The sequence below is a fragment of the uncultured Alsobacter sp. genome, assembly GCF_945952055.1.
In the GTDB taxonomy this organism is placed as follows: domain Bacteria; phylum Pseudomonadota; class Alphaproteobacteria; order Rhizobiales; family Beijerinckiaceae; genus Alsobacter.
This window is the reverse complement of record NZ_CAMFHB010000024.1, coordinates 70,786-91,670: the sequence shown is the minus strand read 5'-3', so window position 1 is coordinate 91,670 and position 20,885 is coordinate 70,786. Positions and strand designations below refer to the sequence as shown.

17 protein-coding genes are annotated in these 20,885 nt (G+C 70.2%); 8 read left to right on the top strand and 9 right to left on the bottom strand.

Going from position 1 to position 20,885, the window contains the following annotated elements:
- Window positions 1–28: 28 nt before the first annotated feature.
- The 5 genes from Q0Q47_RS18140 to Q0Q47_RS18120 all read right to left on the bottom strand — a co-directional run bounded on the left by Q0Q47_RS18140 (window position 29) and on the right by Q0Q47_RS18120 (window position 3,853).
- A complete protein-coding gene (locus Q0Q47_RS18140; protein ID WP_293862904.1) occupies window positions 29–808 on the bottom strand; it encodes a 3-hydroxybutyrate dehydrogenase in 780 nt (259 codons plus the stop codon).
- Between the two features lie 26 nt (window positions 809–834).
- Window positions 835–1,572: an acetoacetate decarboxylase gene (locus Q0Q47_RS18135; protein WP_293862902.1), complete on the bottom strand. Its 738-nt coding sequence runs from the start codon at window positions 1,570–1,572 to the stop codon at window positions 835–837.
- Window positions 1,573–1,655: 83 nt separating this feature from the next.
- Window positions 1,656–2,894, bottom strand: a complete 1,239-nt coding sequence (locus Q0Q47_RS18130) for a patatin-like phospholipase family protein (protein ID WP_293862900.1) — start codon at window positions 2,892–2,894, stop codon at window positions 1,656–1,658.
- A 135-nt stretch (window positions 2,895–3,029) separates the two neighbouring features.
- Complete coding sequence (locus Q0Q47_RS18125) at window positions 3,030–3,287, bottom strand: hypothetical protein (RefSeq protein WP_293862898.1); 258 nt, start codon at window positions 3,285–3,287, stop codon at window positions 3,030–3,032.
- A gap of 362 nt (window positions 3,288–3,649) precedes the next feature.
- Window positions 3,650–3,853, bottom strand: coding sequence for a hypothetical protein (locus Q0Q47_RS18120; RefSeq protein WP_293862896.1), 204 nt, complete (start codon window positions 3,851–3,853; stop codon window positions 3,650–3,652).
- Window positions 3,854–4,070: 217 nt separating this feature from the next.
- On the opposite strand from Q0Q47_RS18120, the gene Q0Q47_RS18115 reads away from it, so the two are divergent.
- Complete coding sequence (locus Q0Q47_RS18115) at window positions 4,071–4,454, top strand: hypothetical protein (protein WP_293862894.1); 384 nt, start codon at window positions 4,071–4,073, stop codon at window positions 4,452–4,454.
- A 33-nt stretch (window positions 4,455–4,487) separates the two neighbouring features.
- On the opposite strand, the gene Q0Q47_RS18110 is transcribed toward Q0Q47_RS18115, so the two are convergent.
- Entirely contained in the window at window positions 4,488–8,768 is a 4,281-nt protein-coding gene (locus Q0Q47_RS18110) for a PAS domain S-box protein (protein ID WP_293862892.1), read from the bottom strand.
- A 278-nt stretch (window positions 8,769–9,046) separates the two neighbouring features.
- On the opposite strand from Q0Q47_RS18110, the gene Q0Q47_RS18105 reads away from it, so the two are divergent.
- Both Q0Q47_RS18105 and Q0Q47_RS18100 read left to right on the top strand, forming a co-directional pair.
- The gene (locus tag Q0Q47_RS18105; protein WP_293862890.1) at window positions 9,047–10,327 is read left to right on the top strand and encodes an arsenic transporter; all 1,281 of its coding nucleotides are present in this window, start codon (window positions 9,047–9,049) and stop codon (window positions 10,325–10,327) included.
- 28 nt (window positions 10,328–10,355) lie between these two features.
- Window positions 10,356–11,633 (top strand): MFS transporter, encoded by a 1,278-nt coding sequence (locus tag Q0Q47_RS18100; RefSeq protein WP_293862888.1) that lies wholly within the window; start codon window positions 10,356–10,358, stop codon window positions 11,631–11,633.
- Here the strand turns inward: Q0Q47_RS18100 and Q0Q47_RS18095 are convergent.
- The 3 genes from Q0Q47_RS18095 to Q0Q47_RS18085 form a co-directional block, all read right to left on the bottom strand.
- Window positions 11,630–12,760 (bottom strand): sugar ABC transporter substrate-binding protein, encoded by a 1,131-nt coding sequence (locus Q0Q47_RS18095; protein WP_293862886.1) that lies wholly within the window; start codon window positions 12,758–12,760, stop codon window positions 11,630–11,632. The two genes, Q0Q47_RS18100 and Q0Q47_RS18095, sit on opposite strands and share 4 nt — an antisense overlap.
- A gap of 55 nt (window positions 12,761–12,815) precedes the next feature.
- Window positions 12,816–14,150: a CHASE3 domain-containing protein gene (locus tag Q0Q47_RS18090; protein ID WP_293862884.1), complete on the bottom strand. Its 1,335-nt coding sequence runs from the start codon at window positions 14,148–14,150 to the stop codon at window positions 12,816–12,818.
- 96 nt (window positions 14,151–14,246) lie between these two features.
- Window positions 14,247–15,161: a LysR family transcriptional regulator gene (locus Q0Q47_RS18085; protein ID WP_293862882.1), complete on the bottom strand. Its 915-nt coding sequence runs from the start codon at window positions 15,159–15,161 to the stop codon at window positions 14,247–14,249.
- 176 nt (window positions 15,162–15,337) lie between these two features.
- Between Q0Q47_RS18085 and Q0Q47_RS18080 the strand changes: the two genes are divergently transcribed.
- The 5 genes from Q0Q47_RS18080 to Q0Q47_RS18060 are packed head-to-tail and all read left to right on the top strand — an operon-like array spanning window position 15,338 to window position 20,863.
- The gene (locus Q0Q47_RS18080; RefSeq protein ID WP_293862880.1) at window positions 15,338–16,918 is read left to right on the top strand and encodes an ABC transporter substrate-binding protein; all 1,581 of its coding nucleotides are present in this window, start codon (window positions 15,338–15,340) and stop codon (window positions 16,916–16,918) included.
- A gap of 55 nt (window positions 16,919–16,973) precedes the next feature.
- Window positions 16,974–17,948 (top strand): ABC transporter permease, encoded by a 975-nt coding sequence (locus Q0Q47_RS18075; protein ID WP_293862878.1) that lies wholly within the window; start codon window positions 16,974–16,976, stop codon window positions 17,946–17,948.
- Complete coding sequence (locus Q0Q47_RS18070; RefSeq protein ID WP_367278265.1) at window positions 17,948–19,021, top strand: ABC transporter permease; 1,074 nt, start codon at window positions 17,948–17,950, stop codon at window positions 19,019–19,021. The genes Q0Q47_RS18075 and Q0Q47_RS18070 overlap by 1 nt, the downstream gene beginning before the upstream one ends.
- Window positions 18,957–19,859: an ABC transporter ATP-binding protein gene (locus Q0Q47_RS18065; protein ID WP_367278266.1), complete on the top strand. Its 903-nt coding sequence runs from the start codon at window positions 18,957–18,959 to the stop codon at window positions 19,857–19,859. Before Q0Q47_RS18070 ends, Q0Q47_RS18065 begins: the two co-directional genes overlap by 65 nt.
- Entirely contained in the window at window positions 19,856–20,863 is a 1,008-nt protein-coding gene (locus tag Q0Q47_RS18060; RefSeq protein WP_293862874.1) for an ABC transporter ATP-binding protein, read from the top strand. Before Q0Q47_RS18065 ends, Q0Q47_RS18060 begins: the two co-directional genes overlap by 4 nt.
- Window positions 20,864–20,885 lie beyond the last annotated feature (22 nt).

The following is a 20,885-nucleotide window of genomic DNA, read 5'->3' as shown; positions in this document are numbered from 1 at the left end:
CTCCCGGGGCGCATCGGCGGCGCTTGGCTCACTGCATGAACCATCCGTGGCTGACCACCAGCGACTGGCCGGTCAGGACGTTGGTGGGCGACGCCGCGAAGTAGAGCACCGCCGAGGCGACGTCGTCGGTGGTGGTGAACTGGCCGTCCACGGTGTCCTTCAGCATCACCGTCTTGACGACCTCCTCCTCCGAGATGCCCAGCTCCTTGGCCTGCTCGGGGATCTGTTTCTCGACGAGCGGCGTGCGGACGAAGCCCGGGCAGACCACGTTGGCCGTGACGTTGTGCTCCGCGCCTTCCTTGGCCAGGACGCGCGCCAGGCCCAGGAGGCCGTGCTTGGCGGTGACGTAGGGAGCCTTGAGCTTGGAGGCCTCGTGGGAGTGGACCGAGCCCATGTAGACCACCCGGCCGTAGTTGGCGGCGTACATGTGCTTGAGGCACGCCCGCGTGGTCAGGAAGGCTCCGTCGAGATGGATCGACAGGAGCTTCTTCCAGTCCGCGAAGGGGAAGTCGACCAGCGGCTTGACGATCTGGATGCCGGCGTTGCTGATGAGGATGTCGATCCTGCCGTACTTCGCGACGACCTCGGCGACGCCCTTTTCCACCGCCTCCTCGTTGGTGACGTCCATCGCCACCGCGAAGGCATCCGCCCCCGTGGCCTTGATGGCGTCGGCCGTGGCCTTGGCGGCCTCCAGGTTGAGATCCGCGATGACGGGAATGCCGCCGCGCTCGGCGAGCTTGATGGCGATCTCCTTGCCGATGCCGCTGGCGGCCCCGGTGATGATGCCGACGCGTTGTGCGAGGTCCATGACGAACTCCTTCGGTTGTCCGGCCCTCAGGCCAGGTAATCGTGAACGACCTTGCCGAGCTCGAGCGTCAGGTCCGCCTTGATGTGGACGGCCGACAGGACCTCGAGCACGGGCAGTTCCGCGACGGGCGCGAGCGCGTGCGAATGCAGTTGCAGTTGGGCGGGACCGGTCCAGGCGCCCTTCATCACGATGTCGCTGAGGCGGTACTCGACGAGTTCGCAGATGCGCGGCGTGCCGTCCACGTGCGGGATGATCTTCAGCAGGAAATTGGGCGCTTCCATGCCCGCCTTCACCGCGGCGATGTCCGCCTGCCGGTGCTTGTAGCCCATCGTTCCCAGGGCCACCTGCATGCGCCCGTAGTGCAGTTCTCCCACCAGCGTGTCGATGTCGACCGCCAGCCGGGGCTGCGCCAGCTTCTTGGGGAAGCCCCAGAGTTCACGGCCGCCGGCGATGGGCGGGTGGTCGTTGAGGAACATGCAGTGGGTGTAGGAGCCCTTGCGTCCCTGGAAGCTGACCGGGATCACCTGCCCGCTTTCGGTGTAGTCCCCGAACCCGGTCGAATCCGGCATGCGGATGAATTCGTACTTCACCACCGGCTCGTCGACCTGCAGGGGCTCCGGCACCACGGCGCGCAGCCGCTCCGGATCGGTCCGATAGGTGACGATCATGTATTCCCGGTCGATGAACCTGTAGGGGCCCGGCGGATAGGCCGGACTGGTCAGGGGCATCGCGAAGGCGCGCTTGACGACGTCGTCGCTGTTCACATCGGGTCTCCTGCTCGGGGGAAGGACTGCGGTCGGGTTCGACGGGCGGCGGCGCTGCCCGCGACGCGGCGCCGGCGCGGCGGCTAGCCGTCGGGCCAGTCGCGGCACACGTCGTAGATCGCCACGCCGTCGGCATCGGTCGGCCGTTCGTAGATGGCGCGGTGGCGCAGCGTCTTGCGCGCGTCGGTGAGCCCGGCGTGCCAGTGCTCGTCCATGCTGACGCGCGAGAACTCGTAGTCCTTGGCATGGCCTTCGTAGCGCTGCGACCGGTAGATCAGGTGGACGATGTTGTAGACCTTCGGGTCGGCCTCGTCCCGCAGCAACCGGGCGGCGGCCCCGTCCCGAAGGTTCTCCGGAAGTCCGTCGAGAAGCTCCGCCAGCGCCACCCGCAGCCGCTGCATCCGTTCGAAATTCGTGGTGTTGGCCCGCGTCCGGCTGGAGAACTGGATCTCCTTCTGCCGGACCGCGACCTCGTTGAGGTCCCTCGGCAGGTCGCCGCGGGCGTTCCACAGGTCCACCTGGAACGCCAGCGTGTCCAGACGCGCCCCGCTGTCCGACACGACCCATTGCAGCGGCGTGTTGGAGATGAGGCCACCGTCCCAGTAGTGCTGGCCGTCGATCTCCACGGGCGGAAAGCCGGGAGGCAAGGCCCCGCTCGCCATGATGTGCTCGGGCCCGATCCGGTGCGTGGTCGTGTCGAAGTAGACGAAGTTGCCGGACTGGATGTTGACCGCACCGACGCTCAGGCGCATCGGGCCGTCATTGATCCGGTCGAAATCGACGAGCTTCAGGAGGGTCTCCCGCAACGCGTCCGTCGAATAGTGGCTGAGCGCCCCCGGCGAGCCGACCGGCGCCAGCCAGGGCGGCGGCATGCGGGGCCGGAAGAAGCCGTTCGCCCCGGACGCCAGCGCGGCGGAGGCGCTGAGATTGTTCAGGCCGACGCGCGCCTGGTCGCCCGTGTCCTTGAAAAGCGGCGACAGCAGATCGACGAAGGGGTTCTCGGTGATCGTCGACCAGAAGTCCCGCAGGCGCTGCACGCGGTGCTCGGGTGGATTTCCGGCGATCAGCGCGCAGTTGATGGCGCCGATGGAGATGCCCGCGACCCAGTCCGGCGTCACGTCGCGCTCGGCCAGGGCCTCGAAGACGCCGCACTGGTAGGCGCCAAGGGCTCCGCCGCCCTGCAGGACCAGCGCCACCGCCTCGAACGGCGGCCGGCCGGGATTGTCCACCGGCTTGTCGCGGGTCGGCAGCAGCCGGTCCGGCGACCGCGGGGTCTTCCCAGGCCGGCGCTTCTCGGATCGCTCGCGCTGGTCTGCGCTCATGGGCTGGCCCCGGGGATGACCGCTGGATCGGTTCGCAGGTGCAGCATAGCCGAAAGAGGGCAAGCGTCAGATAGTGATTTTGCAATTCATACCGGGCATGTGATCGCCTTGCCCCCCGCTCGCCGTATCGCGCGGTCAGGGCGCGGCGGCCGCCGTGGCTGGACTCCAGTCGATCTCGCCCACGCGATAGCGGCGCTGCAGGTTGAACTCCTTCGCCGTCAGTCGGGCGGCCAGCGCTTGCTCGCGCGTGTCCGACCGCGTGCACACGGAGCGCCAGCGCGCGGGATCGGGGAGCGGGAGGGATGTGCGAAAGGCGTCACTCAGCTGGTCGACGTCCAGGGAGCTCGCGAACGTGCCGGCGGTGACGATCGAGGCCTGGCTGTCGTCGCTCACGGCCACGCAGACCCACCAGTCCGCTGCGCAGGCACCATCAAGCAGTGCTCCCGGAGCTGCGCAGAACACGACTGTCGCCAGCCACCACCTTGCCGAAACGCCCATGGTCCTTCCACCGGCCTCGGTGTGGCCGTCATCCTTGCTGCCGAACGAGCCTCTGCCTTGGCACGAGCGTGCTGGGGCAGACTCGCGACGGTCTCAGCAAGGCCCGGGCCACACTGCATGGGCTCAGAAACACCGGTTTTTTCGGGACGTGCGACCGTCGAAGCGGATCGCCCGGCCTCCACGCGTTGGAGGATCCCGCATGTTTTGGAGGTTGTTGAAGGTGTGGGCGTCCGGGCGGCGAGCCGCCCGCGCCGTCGTCACCGGCGGGAGGGTTCTTTCGCCTCGAGCCGCGCATTGACGAGCTTCGGAGCGAGACGATCGATCACGCTGATTTCGTCGAGAAGGCGCGCGCGCTCCTCGGCTCCGAGATTGATGGCCTGGAGCGTGACGACGTGGGCGCCCTTGACCCGCAGGATGATGGCCAGGAGCGCGTCGAGATCGTGGAGTGACAGTGTTTTCATGCTCGTCGCTTGTCGGGGGAATCAAGCTGCCGGCTGACATGCATGCATAAGGCCAATCGAGGTGGTCCGAAAGCGAAAGCAACGCCCAGCCCACGTCAAAGGCCACGATCAAGCTGCAGGTTGTCTCTGGCACTTCCTACTGTTGATTATTGTGGAATTCGTCTCTCTCTATTATGATCTTTCAATCCTATCGCGTGGATGCGGAAGGACTGCGGTCATGGTGGACGGTTCGCTTGCGGCCAAGGTCATCGTGGCCGCCCTCCTGGGCGCCTTCGCGAGCGAAAGCGTCGCGCGACAGACCTGCGACGGGGCGCGCGCCGAGGCGCGCCGGCATCTCGCACAGGCCGAGGAAAGCCGGGATTGGGTCGAACTCTGGCGCGGGCTCGACGACCGCGAGGCCGCGGCGGAGCTCGGCTTTTTCGAAGACCATCTGCGCCATGCCGAGAAGGCTCTCGACGATGCGGACTGTACGGCGCTGGAGAGCGGCGAGATCCTCGGCCCGCGCTTGCGGCACGAGGCGGTCTGGCTGGAACGGACCAGACGTGTGCTCGGCCGCCCGGCCCCCTTCGCGGATGCGAGCCTGAAGCGCCCGGGCCGTTGATGCGCCGGGCGGCGACCGGCTCGCGCGGCGCGCTCACAGGCGCCGCGCCAGCATCCGGGTGAGGACGGCCTGCAACTCGTCGAGGCCGAAGGGCTTGCGCAGCACGGCGGACTCTCCCCCCGCGGCGCTCTCGATGGCCGAGCTCTCGGCAAAGCCCGACGCGAAGACGATCGGCAGGTCCGGGTGCCTGGCGCGGATCCGTCTCGCCACCTCGGCGCCGTTCAGCTCGGGCATGGCGAAATCCAGGATGACCGCGTCCGGCACCGCGCTCTCGAGAGCGGCGAGCCCGCTGGTCCCGTTGTCGGCCTCGACGACGCCGAAGCCGAGCGCGTCGAGCGAGTCCGTCAGGAACCGCCGGACATCGGGGTCGTCATCGATGACGAGAATGCGCGCCGCCGTGGCCGCGGGCCCGAGCGCGCCGGCCCCCGGCGCCGCCGGGATCTCGGGCGCCTCGGTGCGGGGCAGCAGGAGGCGGACCGTCGTGCCGGCGCCCTCCCGGCTCTCGATGCGCACGGTGCCGCCCGCCTGGCGCATGGCGCCGTAGACCTGGCTCAGGCCCAGGCCAGTGCCCTTCCCCAGGCCCTTGGTGGTGAAGAAGGGGTCGAAGGCGCGGGCGATCACGTCCGGCGACATGCCCGTGCCGGAGTCGACGATCGCCAGCTCGACATAGTCGCCGTCGGCGAGATCCGGATCGCCGGCGATGCCGAGGGGGCGGGTGCGGATGACGAGATCGCCCCCCTCCGGCATGGCGTCGCGGGCGTTGAGCGCCAGGTTCAGCACGGCCATCTCGATCTGGACCTCGTCGCCCAGCACCACCAGGGAGTCGGTGGCGAGATCCAGCCTGACGCGGACGAGCGCCCCGATGGTCCGGTCCAGCATGTCGCGGAAGCCGGTGACGAGGTCCGAGATGACGATGGGCCGCAACTCGAGCTTCTGGGATCGGCTGAACGCCAGCAGCTGGCCGGTGAGCTTGGCGCCGCGCTCGGCCGCCTTGAACCCCGCCTCCGCCCACCGCTGCACCCGCTCGCGTTCCGCGGGACGGCGGCGGATCAGGTCGAGGCTGCCGGCGACGCCCTGAAGCAGGTTGTTGAAGTCGTGGGCGATGCCGCCGGTCAGCTGGCCCACCGCCTCCATCTTCTGGGCCTGTCGCAAGGCGTCCTCCGCCTTGCGCAGGCGCTCCTGCTCCTGCATGCGCTGCGTGACGTCGTAGACGAACTGGTAGGCGCCCACGAGGCGCCCCTGCGCGTCGCGCAGGGAGTTGTACTTCATCTCGTAGTGGCGCCGGGCCCGCGTCGGATCGCCGAACTCGCTCACCTGCGTGAACTGCTCGCCGGCGAGGGCCCGGCTCCACACCGCCTTCACGGCCGCCTGCTGTTCGGGCATCCCGGCGAGCGCGTCGAGCATGGAGGCCCCCACCCGCGGGCGCACCCCGAAGATCTCCTGGAATTCCCGAGCCGCCGCCTTGTTGATGGCGAGCCAGCGGAAGTCGCGATCGGCGACCTGGACCAGGGCATCCGTGCCCTCGACGATGTCGGCGAGCAGCTTGCGCTCGGCCAGCGCCGCTTCCACCCGTCGTTCCAGGGTCTCGTTGAGGTCGCGCAGGCGCTCCTCGGCCAGCTTGCGCGGCGTGACGTCGATGGCGGTCCCGGCGACGCGCAGGCAGCGGCCATCCGGGTCGAACACGCCCCGGCCCTTGGCGGCCACCCAGCGCACCACGCCGTCGTCCTTGCCGACGGTGCGATACTCCACGTCGTAGAGGGCGCGCAGCGTGGGGTCGGTGGCGGCACGGTAGGCGGCGGCCGTGGCGTCGCGGTCCTCGGGGTGAAGCCCCTCGTAGAAGTCCCGCATGGTGACGGGTGCGTCCTGCGAAATCCCGAACATGGCCTTCACCCGCCCGGGCCAGTGGAGCACGTCGTTGACGACGTCGACGTCCCAGAAGCCGACCTCGGCATTCTCGGTCGCGAGCCGCAGGCGCTCCTCGTTCTCGCGAAGCTTCGCCTGCGCCGCCTTCACGTCCGTGAGGTCGTCGATGACGGCGACGACGCGACCGGGCTCGCCCGGCAGCGGAGCCGACGACAGGCGGACGGGCACGCGCCGGCCGCACTTGTCGACGAACTCCTTCTCGAAGGGGGCCCAGAAGCCGCGGGTCTGCGCCTCGGCGACGGCGGCGGCATCGAGAGGCAGGTGCTCCGCCGGGGTGAAGACCCGCCAGTCCCACTCCCCGCTCTCGAACTCGGCCCGGCTGTGTCCCGTCATGGCCAGGAGGCGATCGTTGACGGCGAGGGTCTCGCCGGTGTTGGCATCGAAGATGGAAAAGCCCAGGGCGCCCGACTCGAAGACGCCCCGGAACCGGGCTTCGCTCGCCCTCACCTCGGCCTCGGCGCGCTTCCTTTCGGTGATGTCGACGACCGTGGCGCCGACCTGCACGACCGTGCCGTCGATGGCGAACACCGGAAAGAACCCGGTCAGCCACGACCGGCGCTCGCCGGGCCTCGCCGGCGTCTCGCCATCGACCTCCAGGGCGCTGACCGCCTCGCCGGTCGAGAAAACCCGGTCGAGCACGGGCCCGACGGACAGCGCGTTGACCGGAAGCAGGTCCTCGATGGCGCGGCCCACGTGGGCCTCGGGTGGCAACCCGTTGATCCCGGCCAGCACGGCGTTGACGCGCAGATAGCGATGCTGCCGGTCGAAGAAGGCAAAGCCGATGGGGGCGTTGGCCACGAGCGCGTTCAGGGCCGCCGCCGTCTCGGCGAACTGGGCCTGGATCTGCTTCAGGGCGTCGATATCGGTGGCCGTTCCGTACCAGCGGACCCCGTCGCTGCCCTGCGAACGCACCGGCACCGCCCTGCTGATGTGCCAGGCCCATGTGCCGTCGGCCCTGGCCAGACGGTGCTCGCACGAATAGACGGCCCCCTGGCGGCTCGCCTCCTGCCAGGCGGCGACGGTGCGCTCGAGATCGTCCGGATGGACCACCGGCACCCAGTTCCACCGGTCCGGCACCGCCTGCGGCGTCGGGACGTAGGCCTGTCGCCGGGCGTTGTAGTAGTCGACGACGCCGTCCGCGTCGGCCGTCCAGACGAGCTGGGGCATGGCATCGGCGAGGTAGCGGAAGCGCTGCTCGCTTTCCGCCAGGGCTTGCTGGTCGAGCTTGCGCTCGGTGATGTCCATGACCACGCCGACCGAGCGGATGCCGTTGGGCGCCGCCACGAACTGGCCGTGCGTGCGAAGCCAGCGAACCTCCCCGCCGTCGGCGCGCACGACGCGGTAGGAGACCTGCCAATGACCGCCCTTCGCCGCCATCTTCCGGTGGCGCCGTTCGAGCCGGGGCAGGTCGTCGGGGTGGATCCGCTCCCGCCAGCGGGCGTAGGGCACTTCACCGTCGGGTGTCGGCTCGAGGCCCAGCATGCGGAAGGCGGCCGGCGACAGCGTCCCGTCCCCGCTGGCGAGATCGATGTCGTAGGTTCCGATCCCGGTGCCCTCGGTGGCCAGGCGCAGACGTTCCGCCGTCGTGCGGATGGCGGCCTCATGGCGCCTGCGATCGGTGATGTCGATGACGTAGGCGTGGAAGCCGTCGATGGCGCCTGTTTCGTCCCGGTGGGGCAGGTAACGGGCCTCGCCGTACCGGACGCTCCCGTCGCTGCGGGCGATCTCGACGTCGAGGCTGCACTCCTCGCCGGCCAGCGCGCGCTCGATGTAGGGCCGGCGCACCGCGTAGGCGGCCTCGCCCAGCACGCTGCGCACGTCCCGGCCGACGATCTCCGCCGGGTCCCGGCCGTACCAGGTCTCGAACGCCCTGTTCGCGAAGCGGTAGATGCAGGTCTTGTCAATGAAGCTGATCAGCTCGGGCAGGGAATCCGCGATGATCCGGAGTTCGGCCTGGCTCTCCCGCAGGGCCTCGTTGGCCCGGTGCTGCTCGGTCACGTCCAGGTTGATGCCCACCATGCGGACCGGCCGGCCCACGTCGTCGCGGACGGCCGTCGCATCCGTGCGGATCCAGCGGATCTCGCCGGTGTCGGGACGCACGATCCGGAACGTCCTCGAGAACCCCTCGCCGCGCGCGGCGTCGGCACGGGTCAATTCGTCCTGCGCCTGCCGGTCCTGCGGATGCAGCACGCGCAGCCACCCGGCATAGGGATCGGCGGCGTCGGCCACCGGATCCAGGCCGAGGATCGCGTACATCTCGGGCGACCACTCGACCCGCTGCCGCAGCAGGTCCCAGTCCCAGACGCCGAAGCCAAGCGCCCGCTGGGCCAGCGAGAGCCTTTCCTCGCTCGCCTTGAGGGCAGAGTCGCCCCGTTGATCGCCCGCTGACACGAACAACTCCTGGTCAGCCCCCTGGGCAACGGCTGTCCGCCGGTCCGCGTCTTCTCAGGCGCGCGGTCCGACATGGCCGTCCGCCTGAAGCTTGGGACCGGGATCGCGGTTTGTGTCAAGCGAGGGCTAGGGCGCGCCGATCGCGCGCATCTGCACGGGTGACCCGCCCCCGCAGAGGTGGATCGAACCTTTCGAGCGCTGCTGCGTTTGAGCTTGGTGCGGCGGTGGCTCGGCCTTCTCGTTCCCCGGTCCAGTCGCCGCATCCCTCCTGGACGCCCATGCTCGACACGGTCTCTCCCGCCCACGCGATCTGGTTCATCGCCGCCGCCGCCACGAGCGGCGTCGTCCTGCGGCCGTTCCGTCTTCCGGAGGCCGTCTGGGCGCTCGCGGGAGCCGGGGCGCTCGTGCTCCTGGGGCTCATGCCGTGGGCGGATGCGCTCGCCGCGGCGGCCGAGGGCACCGACGTCTATCTGTTCCTGGCCGGCATGATGCTGGCCGCCGAACTGGCGCGCCGGGAGGGCCTGTTCGACTGGATCGCGGTCCACGCCGTCGCTGCCGCCCGCGGGTCGAAGAGGCGCCTGTTCGTGCTCGTCTACCTCGTGGGCGTCGCCGTCACCGCGCTCCTGTCCAACGACGCGACCGCCGTGGTGCTCACGCCCGCGGTCTATGCGGCGACGCGGGCGGCGAAGGCGGAGCCCCTGCCCTACCTGCTCGTCTGCGCCTTCGTCGCCAACGCGGCGAGCTTCGTGCTGCCCATCTCCAATCCTGCCAACCTCGTGATCTTCGGCGCCGCCATGCCGCGGCTGGCGGACTGGCTGGCCCTGTTCTGGCTGCCCTCGCTCGCCGCCGTCGCCATCACCTTCGCGGTTCTCTACGCGACGCAGCGCAAGGCCCTGTGCGGCACGCTGGAGCCCGTCGGCGCGCCCGTGCCCCTGTCGCGCGGGGGACGCCTGGCCGCCGGCGGCCTCGTCCTCACCGCCGCGGCGATCCTGGGCGCCTCGGCGCTGGGCCAGCCTCTCGGCTGGCCGACGGCGCTCGCGGGCCTCGCCAGCAGCCTCGCCGTGCTCGCGCTGAAGCGGGAGAGCCCGGGGCCGCTGCTGCGCGGCGTGGCCTGGGGCGTGCTTCCCCTCGTCGCCGGGCTGTTCGTCCTGGTCGAAGCCGTGGGGCGCACGGGCGTCCTGGCCGAGCTGTCGGGCCGTCTCCAGGCGCTCGCCGCCACCTCGCCCGCCGAGGCGTCCTGGTGGGCGGGCGGGCTCGTGGCCGTGGCGTGCAATCTCGTGAACAACCTGCCGGCCGGGCTCCTGGCGGGCTCGGCCGTCCAGGCAGCCCATGTCCCGCCGCAGGTGGCCGCCGCCGTCGTGATCGGCGTGGACCTCGGCCCGAACCTGTCCATCACGGGATCGCTGGCGACGATCCTCTGGCTCGTCGCCCTCCGGCGGGAGGGCGAGACGATGGGCGCCTGGTCGTTCCTGAAGCTCGGGCTGATGGTGATGCCGCCGGCGCTGGCCGCGGCCTTGGCGGCCCTCGTCCACGTGCCTCTGCCCGGCCTCACCCCCTGACATCGCCCCGCTCGCCCGAGAGGCCGCCATGACGCTGCTCGCATCCCCCCTCGATCCCGCCGCGCGGGAGAACGACGGCAAGAGCCGCTCCCTGCGGGCGCTCAACGCCGTCAATTTCTTCCTGGCGGACGTCCGCGACGGGCTGGGCCCCTTCCTCGGCGTGTTCCTGATCGGCCAGGGCTGGGGCACCGAGACGATCGGCCTGGTGATGACCGTCGGCGGCATCGCCGGGATGCTGGCGACCACGCCGCTGGGGATCCTCGCCGACGCCACGCGGGCCAAGCGGTTCGTGATCGGTCTTTGCGCGGCCCTCGTCGTGGCCGCGAGCCTCCTGATCCTCTTCGCACCGACAGTGGGGTGGGTGGCCGCCTCCCAGGTCGCCACGGGCATTGCGGGCGCGGCCATCGGACCGGCACTGGCGGGCCTGACGCTGGGGCTCGTCGGCCAGGCCGGACTTGCGCATCAGCTCGGCCGCAACGAGGCCTGGAACCACGGCGGCAACGTCGTCGCGGCGGCGCTCGCCGGCCTGCTCGGCTATCGGTGGGGGCTTCCGGCCGTCTTCGCATTGATGACCGCGATGGCGCTGGGCTCGATCGCTTCGGTCCTGCTGGTCCGCCCCGAGGACATCGACCACGACACGGCGCGGGGGCTGGAGCGTGCGGGAGACGGCGCCGCCGAGGCCCCGTCGAGCTTCGCGGTGCTGCTGCGCTGTCCGCCGCTGCTGGTGCTGGCCGGAACGCTCATGCTCTTCCACTTCGGCAACGGCGCGCTCCTGCCGCTCCTCGGGCAGCAGGTCGCCTCGGACGGATCGGCCGACCCTGCGGTCTACACGGCGGCGACGATCATCATCGCGCAGCTCACGATGATCCCGGTCGCGCTCGGCGCCGCCAGGACCGCCGAACGGCACGGCTACTTCGTCGTGATGCTCGCGGCCTTGATCGCCCTTCCCGTGCGCGCCGTCCTCGCCGCGCTGTGGGCCAGCCCCTGGGCCGTGGTCCCCGTGCAGGTTCTCGACGGCGTCGGCGCGGGGCTGCTCGGCGTCGCCGTACCGGGCCTCGTCGCGCGCATCCTGAGGGGCACGGGACACGTCAATGCCGGGCTGGGCGCGGTGATGACCGTCCAGGGGGTGGGCGCGTCGCTCAGCCCGCTCGTGGCCGGGTGGATCGCCGCGCGCTACGGCTTCACCGCCGCCTATCTGTCGCTCGGCGCGATGGCGGCCCTCGCGCTCGTCGCCTGGATGGCGCTGTCGCGTGGCCCGGGCGCGGCGGATGGCGCCCGGGATGCCACCGCCCGGCGCAGGCCCTAGGGCCGCCGTTCCGAGGACCAGGCGAAGTTCACGAAGCGGTCGCGCGTCTCGTAGCAGATGTTGCCGTACATCTTGAGATAGCGATCCCGCCGCGTGCGGTCCCGGTACACGGCGCCGGGATCGGCAAGGTCGGCTTCGTATTGCGTGATGTTGGAGGCCGACAGCGTCGTCGGCAGGATGTCCATCGCCTGGGGGATGCTCCGGCCGTCGAGCCAGTCCGCCGCGTGCTGGCCCATGGCATAGCCGAAGACGGGCGACGCCAGGCTGATGCTGGCCTTGTAGACCGTGCCGGCCTTCAGCTCGGCCACAGCCTCGGGTTCGCCGTCGATCCCGCCCAGGAACTGGTCGGGCCTCGCCTTGCCGGCCGCGCGCAGGGCCGCCAGCGCGCCCAGGACCACCGTGTCGGCGCCCAGCACCACGTCGATGTTGGCGTGGGCGAGCAGCACCATCTGCATCGTCGCGTAGCCGCCCTCCTTGTTCACGGTCTGGGGCGAGATGTCGGCCACGATGGAGACGTCGGGCAGTTCCTTCAGCGCCTGGCGGATCGCGACGAAGCGCTGCGCCAGGTACTGGTTCGTGTCGTGCGTCAGCAGGACGACCCGGGCCTTTCCGTTGAGGCGGCTGCGGATGTAGGACACGGCAGCGTCGCCCAGCGCCCTGCCCGTGAGGAACTGGGGCGCGTTGAGGAGGGAGACGGCCGGCGGGGGAACGATGGTCCCCACATAGCCCCCGTCCCAGATCATCTCCATGAGCGCGGGCGCCAGGGTCGAGGCGTTGATGGGCGCGGCGACGACGGCGCCCGCCTTCTGCTCCTTCGCCTCGCGCACGTGCCGGATCATCTGGTTGGGGTCGTTGGCGGCCGTGGCCACCCGGAACGCGAGACCGCGATCACGCGCAGCCGCGGACAGGCCGGCGGCCACGCCCTGCATGAACTGGCGGTCGTTGTCCTGGGCGAAGACGAGCGAGCGTTCCCGGCCCGGCGGCGGCGCGCAGGGCGCCGCATTCTCGTCGAAGGCGGGGAAGGCCTGTGGCCTCGTGATGCCGGTGGGGCGATCCTGGGCGAAGCCGGCCCCGTTCACCAGAAGACATCCCGAGGCCAGGAGCGCTCGGCGAGACAGGCCTGTCATCGTTCCGTGTCCTCGTGCGAGAGGCCGCAATCGGGATGGGGCGACGACCGCGGGATCATGCGGCCAGCGCCAGCTTGAGCTGTGCCCGGGTGCCCGGGTTTCGCGGGGCGTAGTCGATGTCGGCCGACATGGAACTGGCGATGATCTTGACGATCCGCGTGCCGAGGCCGGTTCCCTGGACCGGCTTCTGCTCGCTGCGCCCCACGCCGTCGTCCTCGACCGTGACCTCGAGCGCCTTGTCCTTGCGCTCGAGCCTGACGCGCACCTCGCCCGGCGTGCCGCCATAGGCGTATTTGAACGCGTTGGTCACCCACTCGGTGATGATGATGCCGAGATTGATGCAGTCGTCGGCGGGCAACTCCACATGGTCGAAGCTGCAGTTCAGGCGCACGCCCGAGCCCCCGGCGATCATGGCCGTCTCGGTCTGCGACAGGACGGCGGTCAGATACTCGTCGACGGCGACGTGGCTCACGTCCGAGGACGTGAACAGGTGCTTGTGCAGCTGCGCGATCGCATGGATGCGGCCCTGGATTTCCTGCAGGGCCTCGCGGGCGGCGGGATCGGAGAGGCCGCCGACCTGCAGGCGGATGAGCGAGATGACGAGGGCCAGGCTGTTGGCGACGCGGTGGTTCACCTCGGCCAGCAGCACCTCCGCCCGGTCGCGCGCCCGCGACAGCGCCGCGGTCCGGTCCTTCACCCGGATCTCGAGCGTCTCGTTCATGCGGCGGACCTCGTCGCGCGCCGCCAGGATCTCCTGCGTGTAGCGGGCGATCGTGACGATGGTGCCGCCCACGACGAGGATGATGACGAGGCCGCCCAGGATCGAGGTCCACCGCAGCCACGCCGCGTTCGACCTCTGCTCGGAGACGCTTTCGGTGAGCCGGTCCTCGGCCTGGAGGGTCAGCGCCGTGATGAAGACGTTGGCCTCGTCCATCAGCGCCTTGCCCCGGTTGGAGCGCATGATGGCGAGCGCCTCGGCCTCCTCGCCGGACGTCTTCAGGCGGATCGTCGTCTCCAGCTCCGCCATCTTCTCGCGCACCACGGTCTGCAGGCGGTCCAGCATCGCCGCGCGCTCGGGGACGCCCGCCAGCAGACGCTGGAGGCGCTCCAGCTCCGACGTCACCTCGAGCTTCGCGTTGTCGAGGGGGGCGAGGTAGATCTCGTTGCCGGTGAGAAGATAGCCGCGCTGGCTGGATTCCGCCGTCGAAAGGCTTTCGCGCAGCACCGTGGCCGCCGTGCGCAGGTCGCGCGCCGACATGACGGCGTCGAAATGCTGGTTGGCGCGCTCGCCCAGCCACGCATTGGCGCCCACGATGAAGACGAGGACGCAGAAGGCGATGCCGAGCAGCCCGATCGACGATCTGACGACAAATCGGGCCGAGATGGGCATGGGTCGGGTACCGGCTTCGCGCGAACGGGGGATCTTCGTCTTTCGTCTGATTGGCAGCTATATACCACCGTTGGCGAAGGGGGCGAGCCTTTGCAACTAAAGGTCGTTGCGCCGCCGGAAGTCGGCGAACGCCAGCTTCAGCTCGCGAACGAAGCTGTTGATGACCGGTCGCACCATGCTGCGGCGGCGATAGATCAGGCCGATGTCGCGCGACCAGGTGGGGCGATCGAGGGTCAGAGCCACGAACTGGGCCCCCGGCCCCAGGCGGTAGGCGCTGGTGCGGGTGAGATAGCTCAGCCACTGCGACCCGGCGATCATGGCCACCTGGAAATTGGCCGAGGTGGTCTCGCAGACGGCGACCGGCCGCGGCAGCCGGGCCGCGGTGAACATCGCGTCGAGCGCCATGCGGTCGGGCTCCGGGCGCGACGGGATGAGCCAGCGATAGCCGGTGAGCTCCTCCAGCGCGACCACGCGATCCCCAACGAGGGGGTGGGCGCGGTCGGCGACGATGTCCACGGGGAGGTCCAGGAGTTCGACGAACTCGACGTCGTCGGACACGTCGCGCGGGCGCACCACCACCGCCACGTCGATGGCGCCGCTGAGCACGGCCGCGTGCAGGCCCGGGCTCATGTCCTCGGTGAACGACACCTCGACATCGGGATGCGACGCCATGAAGGCCTTGATGGCGGTGGGCGCGAGTTCGCGGATCGCGGTGGTGATCGCGCCGATGCGCAGCCGGCCGCGCTTCGCGCCGCGCATGGCGTCGATCTCGCTGCGGGCCTCCTCGGTCAGCGAGAGGAGCAGGTCGGCGTATTCGATCAGCTTCTCGCCGTAGGCGGTCGGCTTGACGCCCCAGGGACCGCGCTCCAGCAGCCGCACGCCGGTCGACTCCTCGAGGGCCCGGATGCTCTTGCTCAGCGCGGGCTGAGTGAGGTTGAGCTGCGCGGCGGCGGCGCCGATGCTCGCGTGACGCGCCACGAGCACCAGGTACTTCAGCTGCTTCAGGTCCATGCCGTCCTCCCGCCGTTCGCCCCGGCGCGCCCTGCCGCCGAGCCACAATCATGGTCATAAGATTTTTTCATGCCTTCGGCAGCCTTAGTTTGTAGCGGGCCGCCGGGCGCCGGGGAACGATGAGGGGTGCGCCCTTGCGCGTGCGCCTCTTTCCACCAACGGCGGGAACCACGACCATGAGCTTCGTTTGCAAGGGGATGGCCGTGTCGGCGGCCGCCCTTCTCATCGCCCTCCCCCCGGCTTCCGCGGCCGACCTGAAGATCGGCATCAAGTCCGAGCCGTCGTCGATGGACCCGCAGTTCCACGTGCTCGTGCCGAACATGCAGGTGTCCCTCGCCATGTTCGACCCGCTCGTGATGATGAGCCCGAAGCTCGTCGCCGAACCCGCGCTGGCCCAGAGCTGGAAGACGGTCAGCGACACCGTGTGGGAGTTCAAGCTGCGCCAGGGCGTCAAGTTCTCCGACGGCTCGCCGCTCACGGCCGACGACGTCGTCTTCACCTTCGACCGCATTCCGAAGGTGCCCAACAGCCCCACGGCGTTCACGCTGTTCACCCGGCAGATCGCCAAGGTCGAAGCCGTGGACGCCGGCACGGTGCGCTTCACCACGAAGCAGCCCTACCCGCTCCTCGTCACCGACCTCGCCAACCTCCCGATCCTGTCGAAGGTCGCCGCCTCCGGCCCGGCGCCCGAAGGCAGGACCACGACCGAGCTCAACCGCGGCGAAGGCCTGGTGGGCACGGGGCCGTTCAAGTTCGTGTCCTGGCAGAAGGGCGCGGACATCGTGCTGGAGCGCAACCCCAACTACTGGGGCAAGGCCTCCGAGTGGGACAAGGTCATCATCCGGCCGATGACCAATCCGGCGGCGCGCAGCGCGGCTCTGCTGTCCGGCGACATCGACATGATGGAGGACCCGCCGACGGCCGACCTCGAGCAGCTCAAGGCCAATCCCAAGGTCGAGGTGTCCGAAGGCCTCGCGATGCGGATCATCTACGTCGCGCTCGATTCCTTCGCCGAACCCAGCCCCGGCATTCCCGGCGTCGGCAGCCGGAACCCGCTCAAGGACCGGCGGGTGCGCGAGGCCCTGTCGCTGGCGCTGGACCGCAAGGCGCTCGTCTCCCGCGTGATGGCCGGGGCCGGGGTCGCCACGGGCGACATCATGCCGACGCCGCTCGCCGGCGCCCTGGCAGCCCGCCAGGCGCCCCCGCCCGCGGACATCGCCAAGGCCAAGGCCCTGCTGGCCGAGGCCGGCTATCCGGACGGCTTCCAGATGACGCTGGGAACGCCCAACGGGCGCTATGTCAACGACGCCCGCGTGGCCCAGACCATCGCCGCCATGTGGTCGCGCGCCGGGGTAAAGACCGAGGTGTCGGCCGTCGCCTCGCCCCTCTACTTCAAGGCCCGCGACAGCTTCGAGTACAGCGCCTATCTCGGCGGCTGGGGGAACTCGACCGGCGAGGTCGCGACCACCCTGCGCTCGCTCGTGGGAACCCGCGACGCCGCCAAGGGCTCGGGCGCCAGCAACGGCGGCCGCTACTCGAACCCGGAGCTCGACGCCCTGCTCGACAAGGCCTCCGGCACGATGGACGACAAGGCGCGCGAGGAGATGCTGCGCAAGGCCTCGGAGATGGCGCTGTCGGACTACGCGGTCCTGCCCATCCATTTCGAGGTGCCCACCTGGGCGCTGCGCAAGGGCCTGACCTACGCCGCCCGGGCCGACCAGTACACGCTGCCCCAGGGCGTCGTGTCGGCGAAGTGAGCCGGCGCCGGCCCCGCGCCGGCGCTCCCTTCTCCCTCGCTGTGGATCCCCCCGGATGGCGGTCTTCATCATCAACAGGCTGATGCAGGCGGCGGGCGCCATCCTGGTGATGTCGGTCCTCGTCTTCGTGGCGCTGTTCCTCATCGGCGATCCCACCGCCATGATGATCAGCCCGCAGGCGACGGAGGCCGAGCGGGATGCCTTGCGTGTGGCCTTCGGCCTCGACCGGCCGCTGTGGACGCAGTACGCGTCCTTCCTGGCCCACGCGGCCTCCGGCGATTTCGGGCGCAGCTTCCTCACGGGGCAGCCGGCCCTCCAGCTCATCCTGCAGCGCCTGCCCGCCACGCTCGAGCTCGTCATCGTTGCGATGACCCTCGCCGTGGTCGTCGGCGTCCCCCTGGGCATCCTCGCCGGGCTGCGTCCGAAGGCGGTCTCCAGCAAGGCGATCATGACCGGCTCGATCCTCGGCTTCAGCCTGCCGAACTTCTGGATCGGGCTGATGCTGATCCTGCTCTTCGCCGTCTATCTCGGCGTGCTCCCCGCCTCGGGACGCGGAGACACCGTCGCCATCGGGTCGCTGAAGCTCAGCGTGCTCACGCTCGACGGCTGGCGCCACCTCGCCCTGCCCGCCCTGACGCTGGGCCTCGCCAAGGCCGCCCTGATCATCCGGGTGACGCGGGCGGCGACGCGCGAGATCCTGCCCATGGACTACATCAAGTTCGCCCGCGCCAAGGGCCTCGCCCCCTCGCGCGTCCTGCGGGTGCACCTGCTCAAGAACATCATGATCCCGATCGTGACGGTGACCGGGCTCGAGTTCGGGCAGGCGGTCGCCTTCGCCGTGGTCACGGAGAGCGTGTTCTCCTGGCCCGGCATGGGCAAGCTGCTGATCGACTCCATCGTCACGCTCGATCGCCCGGTGGTCGTTGCCTACCTGATCCTGGTCCTCGGCTTCCTCGTCGTCCTGAACCTGCTCATCGACATCGCCTACATGGCGCTCGATCCCAGCGCCCGCGAAACGGTGAAGAGCTGATGAGCGCGGTCACGGAGACGCCGGTCGCGGCGGCGGCCAGGCCCGAGACGCCGCTGCGTCGCCTGCTGTCGCAGTTCTTCGAGAACCGGCTTGCCACGCTGGGCCTGGTGCTCCTGGTGGTGCTGGCCGTTCCCGCCTTCGCCGCGCCCTGGATCGCGCCCCAGAACCCCTACGACATCGCCAGCCTGGACATCCTCGACGCGCAACTGCCGCCCGGCAGCGTCGCCGAGGGCACGGGCATGACCTACTGGCTCGGCACCGACGGGCAGGCCCGCGACGTGCTCTCGGCCATCCTCTACGGCCTTCGCACCAGCCTGACCGTGGCCTTCGTCGCGGTGGGCGCGTCCCTCCTCCTGGGCGCCACGGTGGGGCTTTCGGCCGCCTATGCCGGCGGCTGGATCGACGCGCTGTTGATGCGCATCGTCGACATCCAGCTGTCGATCCCGGCGATCCTGGTCGCGCTCACCATGCTGTCGATCCTCGGCCAGGGGCTCGACAAGGTGATCGTCGCGCTGGTGATCGTGCAATGGGCCTATTTCGCGCGCACGGCCCGCGCCGCGGCGCTCGTGGAGCGCAACAGGGAGTACATGCTGGCGGCCCGCTGCCTCGCGCTGGGCTGGCCGCGCATCGTGTTCCGGCACCTGCTGCCCAACTGCATGCCGCCGCTCATCGTGATCGCCACGATCGACCTCGCGCACGCGATCGCGCTGGAGGCGACGCTGTCGTTCCTGGGCATCGGCGTACCGGTGACCCAGCCCTCGCTGGGCATGCTGATCGCAAACGGCTTCGAGTTCATGATGTCGGGGCGCTACTGGATCTCGTTCTTCCCGGGCATCGCGCTGGCGCTCGCCATCGTCGCCATCAACCTCGTGGCGACCACCTGCGCGACATCCTCAATCCGAGGAACGCCCCATGACCGCCGATGCCGCCCTGCGCCCGGGTGCATTCCGGCGTCCGCTGCTCGCGGTCGAGGGCCTGAAGACGCATTTCGCCACGCGGGCCGGCCTGGTGAAGGCGGTCGACGGCATCAGCTTCGGGCTGGCCGAAGGCGAGATCCTGGGCCTCGTGGGTGAATCGGGCTCGGGCAAGTCGATCACCGGCTTCTCGATCCTTGGCCTCGTCGATCCGCCCGGGCGCATCGTCGAGGGCTCGATCGACTTCGAGGGCCGCGACCTCGTGGGCATGTCGGAGGAGGAGCGCCGGGCGCTGCGGGGCAACCGCATCGCCATGATCTTCCAGGATCCGTCGATGACGCTGAACCCGGTCCTGCGCATCGACACGCAGATGATCGAGACCGTGCTCGCCCATCGCTCCATCCCGGAGGCGCAGGCGCGGCGGATCGCCCGCGATGCGCTGGAGAAGGTCGGGATCCCGTCGCCGGACGAACGGCTCAAGGCCTATCCCTACGAGCTGTCGGGCGGCATGCGCCAGCGCGTGGCGATCGCCATCGCGCTGCTCAACCAGCCACGGCTGATCATCGCCGACGAGCCCACCACGGCGCTCGACGTGTCGATCCAGGGGCAGATCCTGCACGAGGTGCGCACGCTGTGCCGGCAGACCGGCACGGCGCTCATCTGGATCACCCACGACCTCGCGGTCGTGGCCGGCCTCGCCGACCGGATCGCCGTCATGTATGCCGGCCGCATCGTCGAGACCGGCACGACGGCCGAGATCATCGAGAGGCCGCTGCATCCCTACACGCGGGGCCTCATCGCCTCGGTGCCCAGCCGCGCGACGCGCGGGCACCGGCTGAAGCCCATCCGCGGCATGACCCCTTCGCTCATCCACCTGCCGAAGGGCTGCGCCTTCAAGGACCGCTGCGACCGGACGATTGCCGCCTGCGACGAGGCGCCGCCGAGCACCGTGCTGCCGGGCGGCCGCACCCTGCGATGCTGGAACCCCGCCCCATGAGCCAGGCCCCCACGCCCCTGCTCGAGCTCGACGGGCTCACCAAGACCTTTTCCAAGCCCGTCGGAGTGGCGGGCCACATCGCCAACCTGTTCGGCGCCGGAATCGCGCCGGTCGACGTGCGGGCCGTCGCCGGCATCGACCTCACCGTCGCGGCGGGCGAGGTGGTCGGCGTCGTCGGCGAGTCGGGCTGCGGCAAGTCGACGGTGGCGCGCATGATCGCGGGCATCACCGGCATCAGCGCCGGCAGCATCCGCTACCGCGGCGTCGCGACCGGCGACATGACCCCGGCGCAGCGGCGCGACTTCGCGCTCAGCGTGCAGATGATTTTCCAGGATCCCTTCGCCTCCCTGAACCCGCGCATGCGGGTGCTCGACATCGTCGGCGAGGCGCCGGTGGCCCACGGCCTGGTGAGCCGGGCGGACCGGCGCGACTACGTCGTCGGGCTCCTGCAGAAGGTCGGGCTGCCGGGCGGCTACGTGGACCGCTACCCGCACCAGTTCTCAGGCGGGCAGCGCCAGCGCATCGGCATCACCCGGGCGCTCGCCGTGAAGCCGTCGCTGATCGTCTGCGACGAGGCGGTGGCGGCGCTCGACGTGTCGATCCAGGCGCAGGTCCTGAACCTGTTCATGGACCTGCGCGACGAGCTGGGCCTCACCTACCTGTTCATCTCGCACAATCTCGGCGTGGTCGAGCACATCAGCGACCGGGTGGTGATCATGTATCTCGGCCGGGTCGTCGAGATCGCGCCGACGGCCGAGCTGTTCGAGGCGCCCAACCACCCCTACACGAAGCTTCTGCTGGAGCTGCTGCCCGTGCTGGAAGCGGGCGAACGCGCCTACGAGCCGATCAAGGGCGAACTGCCCTCCCCGCTCGCGCCGCCGCCCGGCTGCGCCTTCCACCCACGCTGCCCCGCGGCGACGGAGCGGTGCCGCCGCGAGGCGCCCGTCCTCGCGCCGATCGGCCCCGGCCGCGCGTCGGCCTGCCATCTCAACGCCGGCGCGTGAACCACCACCGCCAGGCCAGTGC

Bases quoted from the DNA above. Each gene is read 5' to 3' on its own strand.
- Q0Q47_RS18140 (WP_293862904.1), bottom strand. From the start codon at position 808: ATGGACCTCGCACAACGCGTCGGCATCATCACCGGGGCCGCCAGCGGC.
- Q0Q47_RS18130 (WP_293862900.1), bottom strand. From the start codon at position 2,894: ATGAGCGCAGACCAGCGCGAGCGATCCGAGAAGCGCCGGCCTGGGAAG.
- Q0Q47_RS18120 (WP_293862896.1), bottom strand. From the start codon at position 3,853: ATGAAAACACTGTCACTCCACGATCTCGACGCGCTCCTGGCCATCATC.
- Q0Q47_RS18115 (WP_293862894.1), top strand. From the start codon at position 4,071: ATGGTGGACGGTTCGCTTGCGGCCAAGGTCATCGTGGCCGCCCTCCTG.
- Q0Q47_RS18105 (WP_293862890.1), top strand. From the start codon at position 9,047: ATGCTCGACACGGTCTCTCCCGCCCACGCGATCTGGTTCATCGCCGCC.
- Q0Q47_RS18100 (WP_293862888.1), top strand. From the start codon at position 10,356: ATGACGCTGCTCGCATCCCCCCTCGATCCCGCCGCGCGGGAGAACGAC.
- Q0Q47_RS18095 (WP_293862886.1), bottom strand. From the start codon at position 12,760: ATGACAGGCCTGTCTCGCCGAGCGCTCCTGGCCTCGGGATGTCTTCTG.
- Q0Q47_RS18090 (WP_293862884.1), bottom strand. From the start codon at position 14,150: ATGCCCATCTCGGCCCGATTTGTCGTCAGATCGTCGATCGGGCTGCTC.
- Q0Q47_RS18085 (WP_293862882.1), bottom strand. From the start codon at position 15,161: ATGGACCTGAAGCAGCTGAAGTACCTGGTGCTCGTGGCGCGTCACGCG.
- Q0Q47_RS18080 (WP_293862880.1), top strand. From the start codon at position 15,338: ATGAGCTTCGTTTGCAAGGGGATGGCCGTGTCGGCGGCCGCCCTTCTC.
- Q0Q47_RS18075 (WP_293862878.1), top strand. From the start codon at position 16,974: ATGGCGGTCTTCATCATCAACAGGCTGATGCAGGCGGCGGGCGCCATC.
- Q0Q47_RS18070 (WP_367278265.1), top strand. From the start codon at position 17,948: ATGAGCGCGGTCACGGAGACGCCGGTCGCGGCGGCGGCCAGGCCCGAG.
- Q0Q47_RS18060 (WP_293862874.1), top strand. From the start codon at position 19,856: ATGAGCCAGGCCCCCACGCCCCTGCTCGAGCTCGACGGGCTCACCAAG.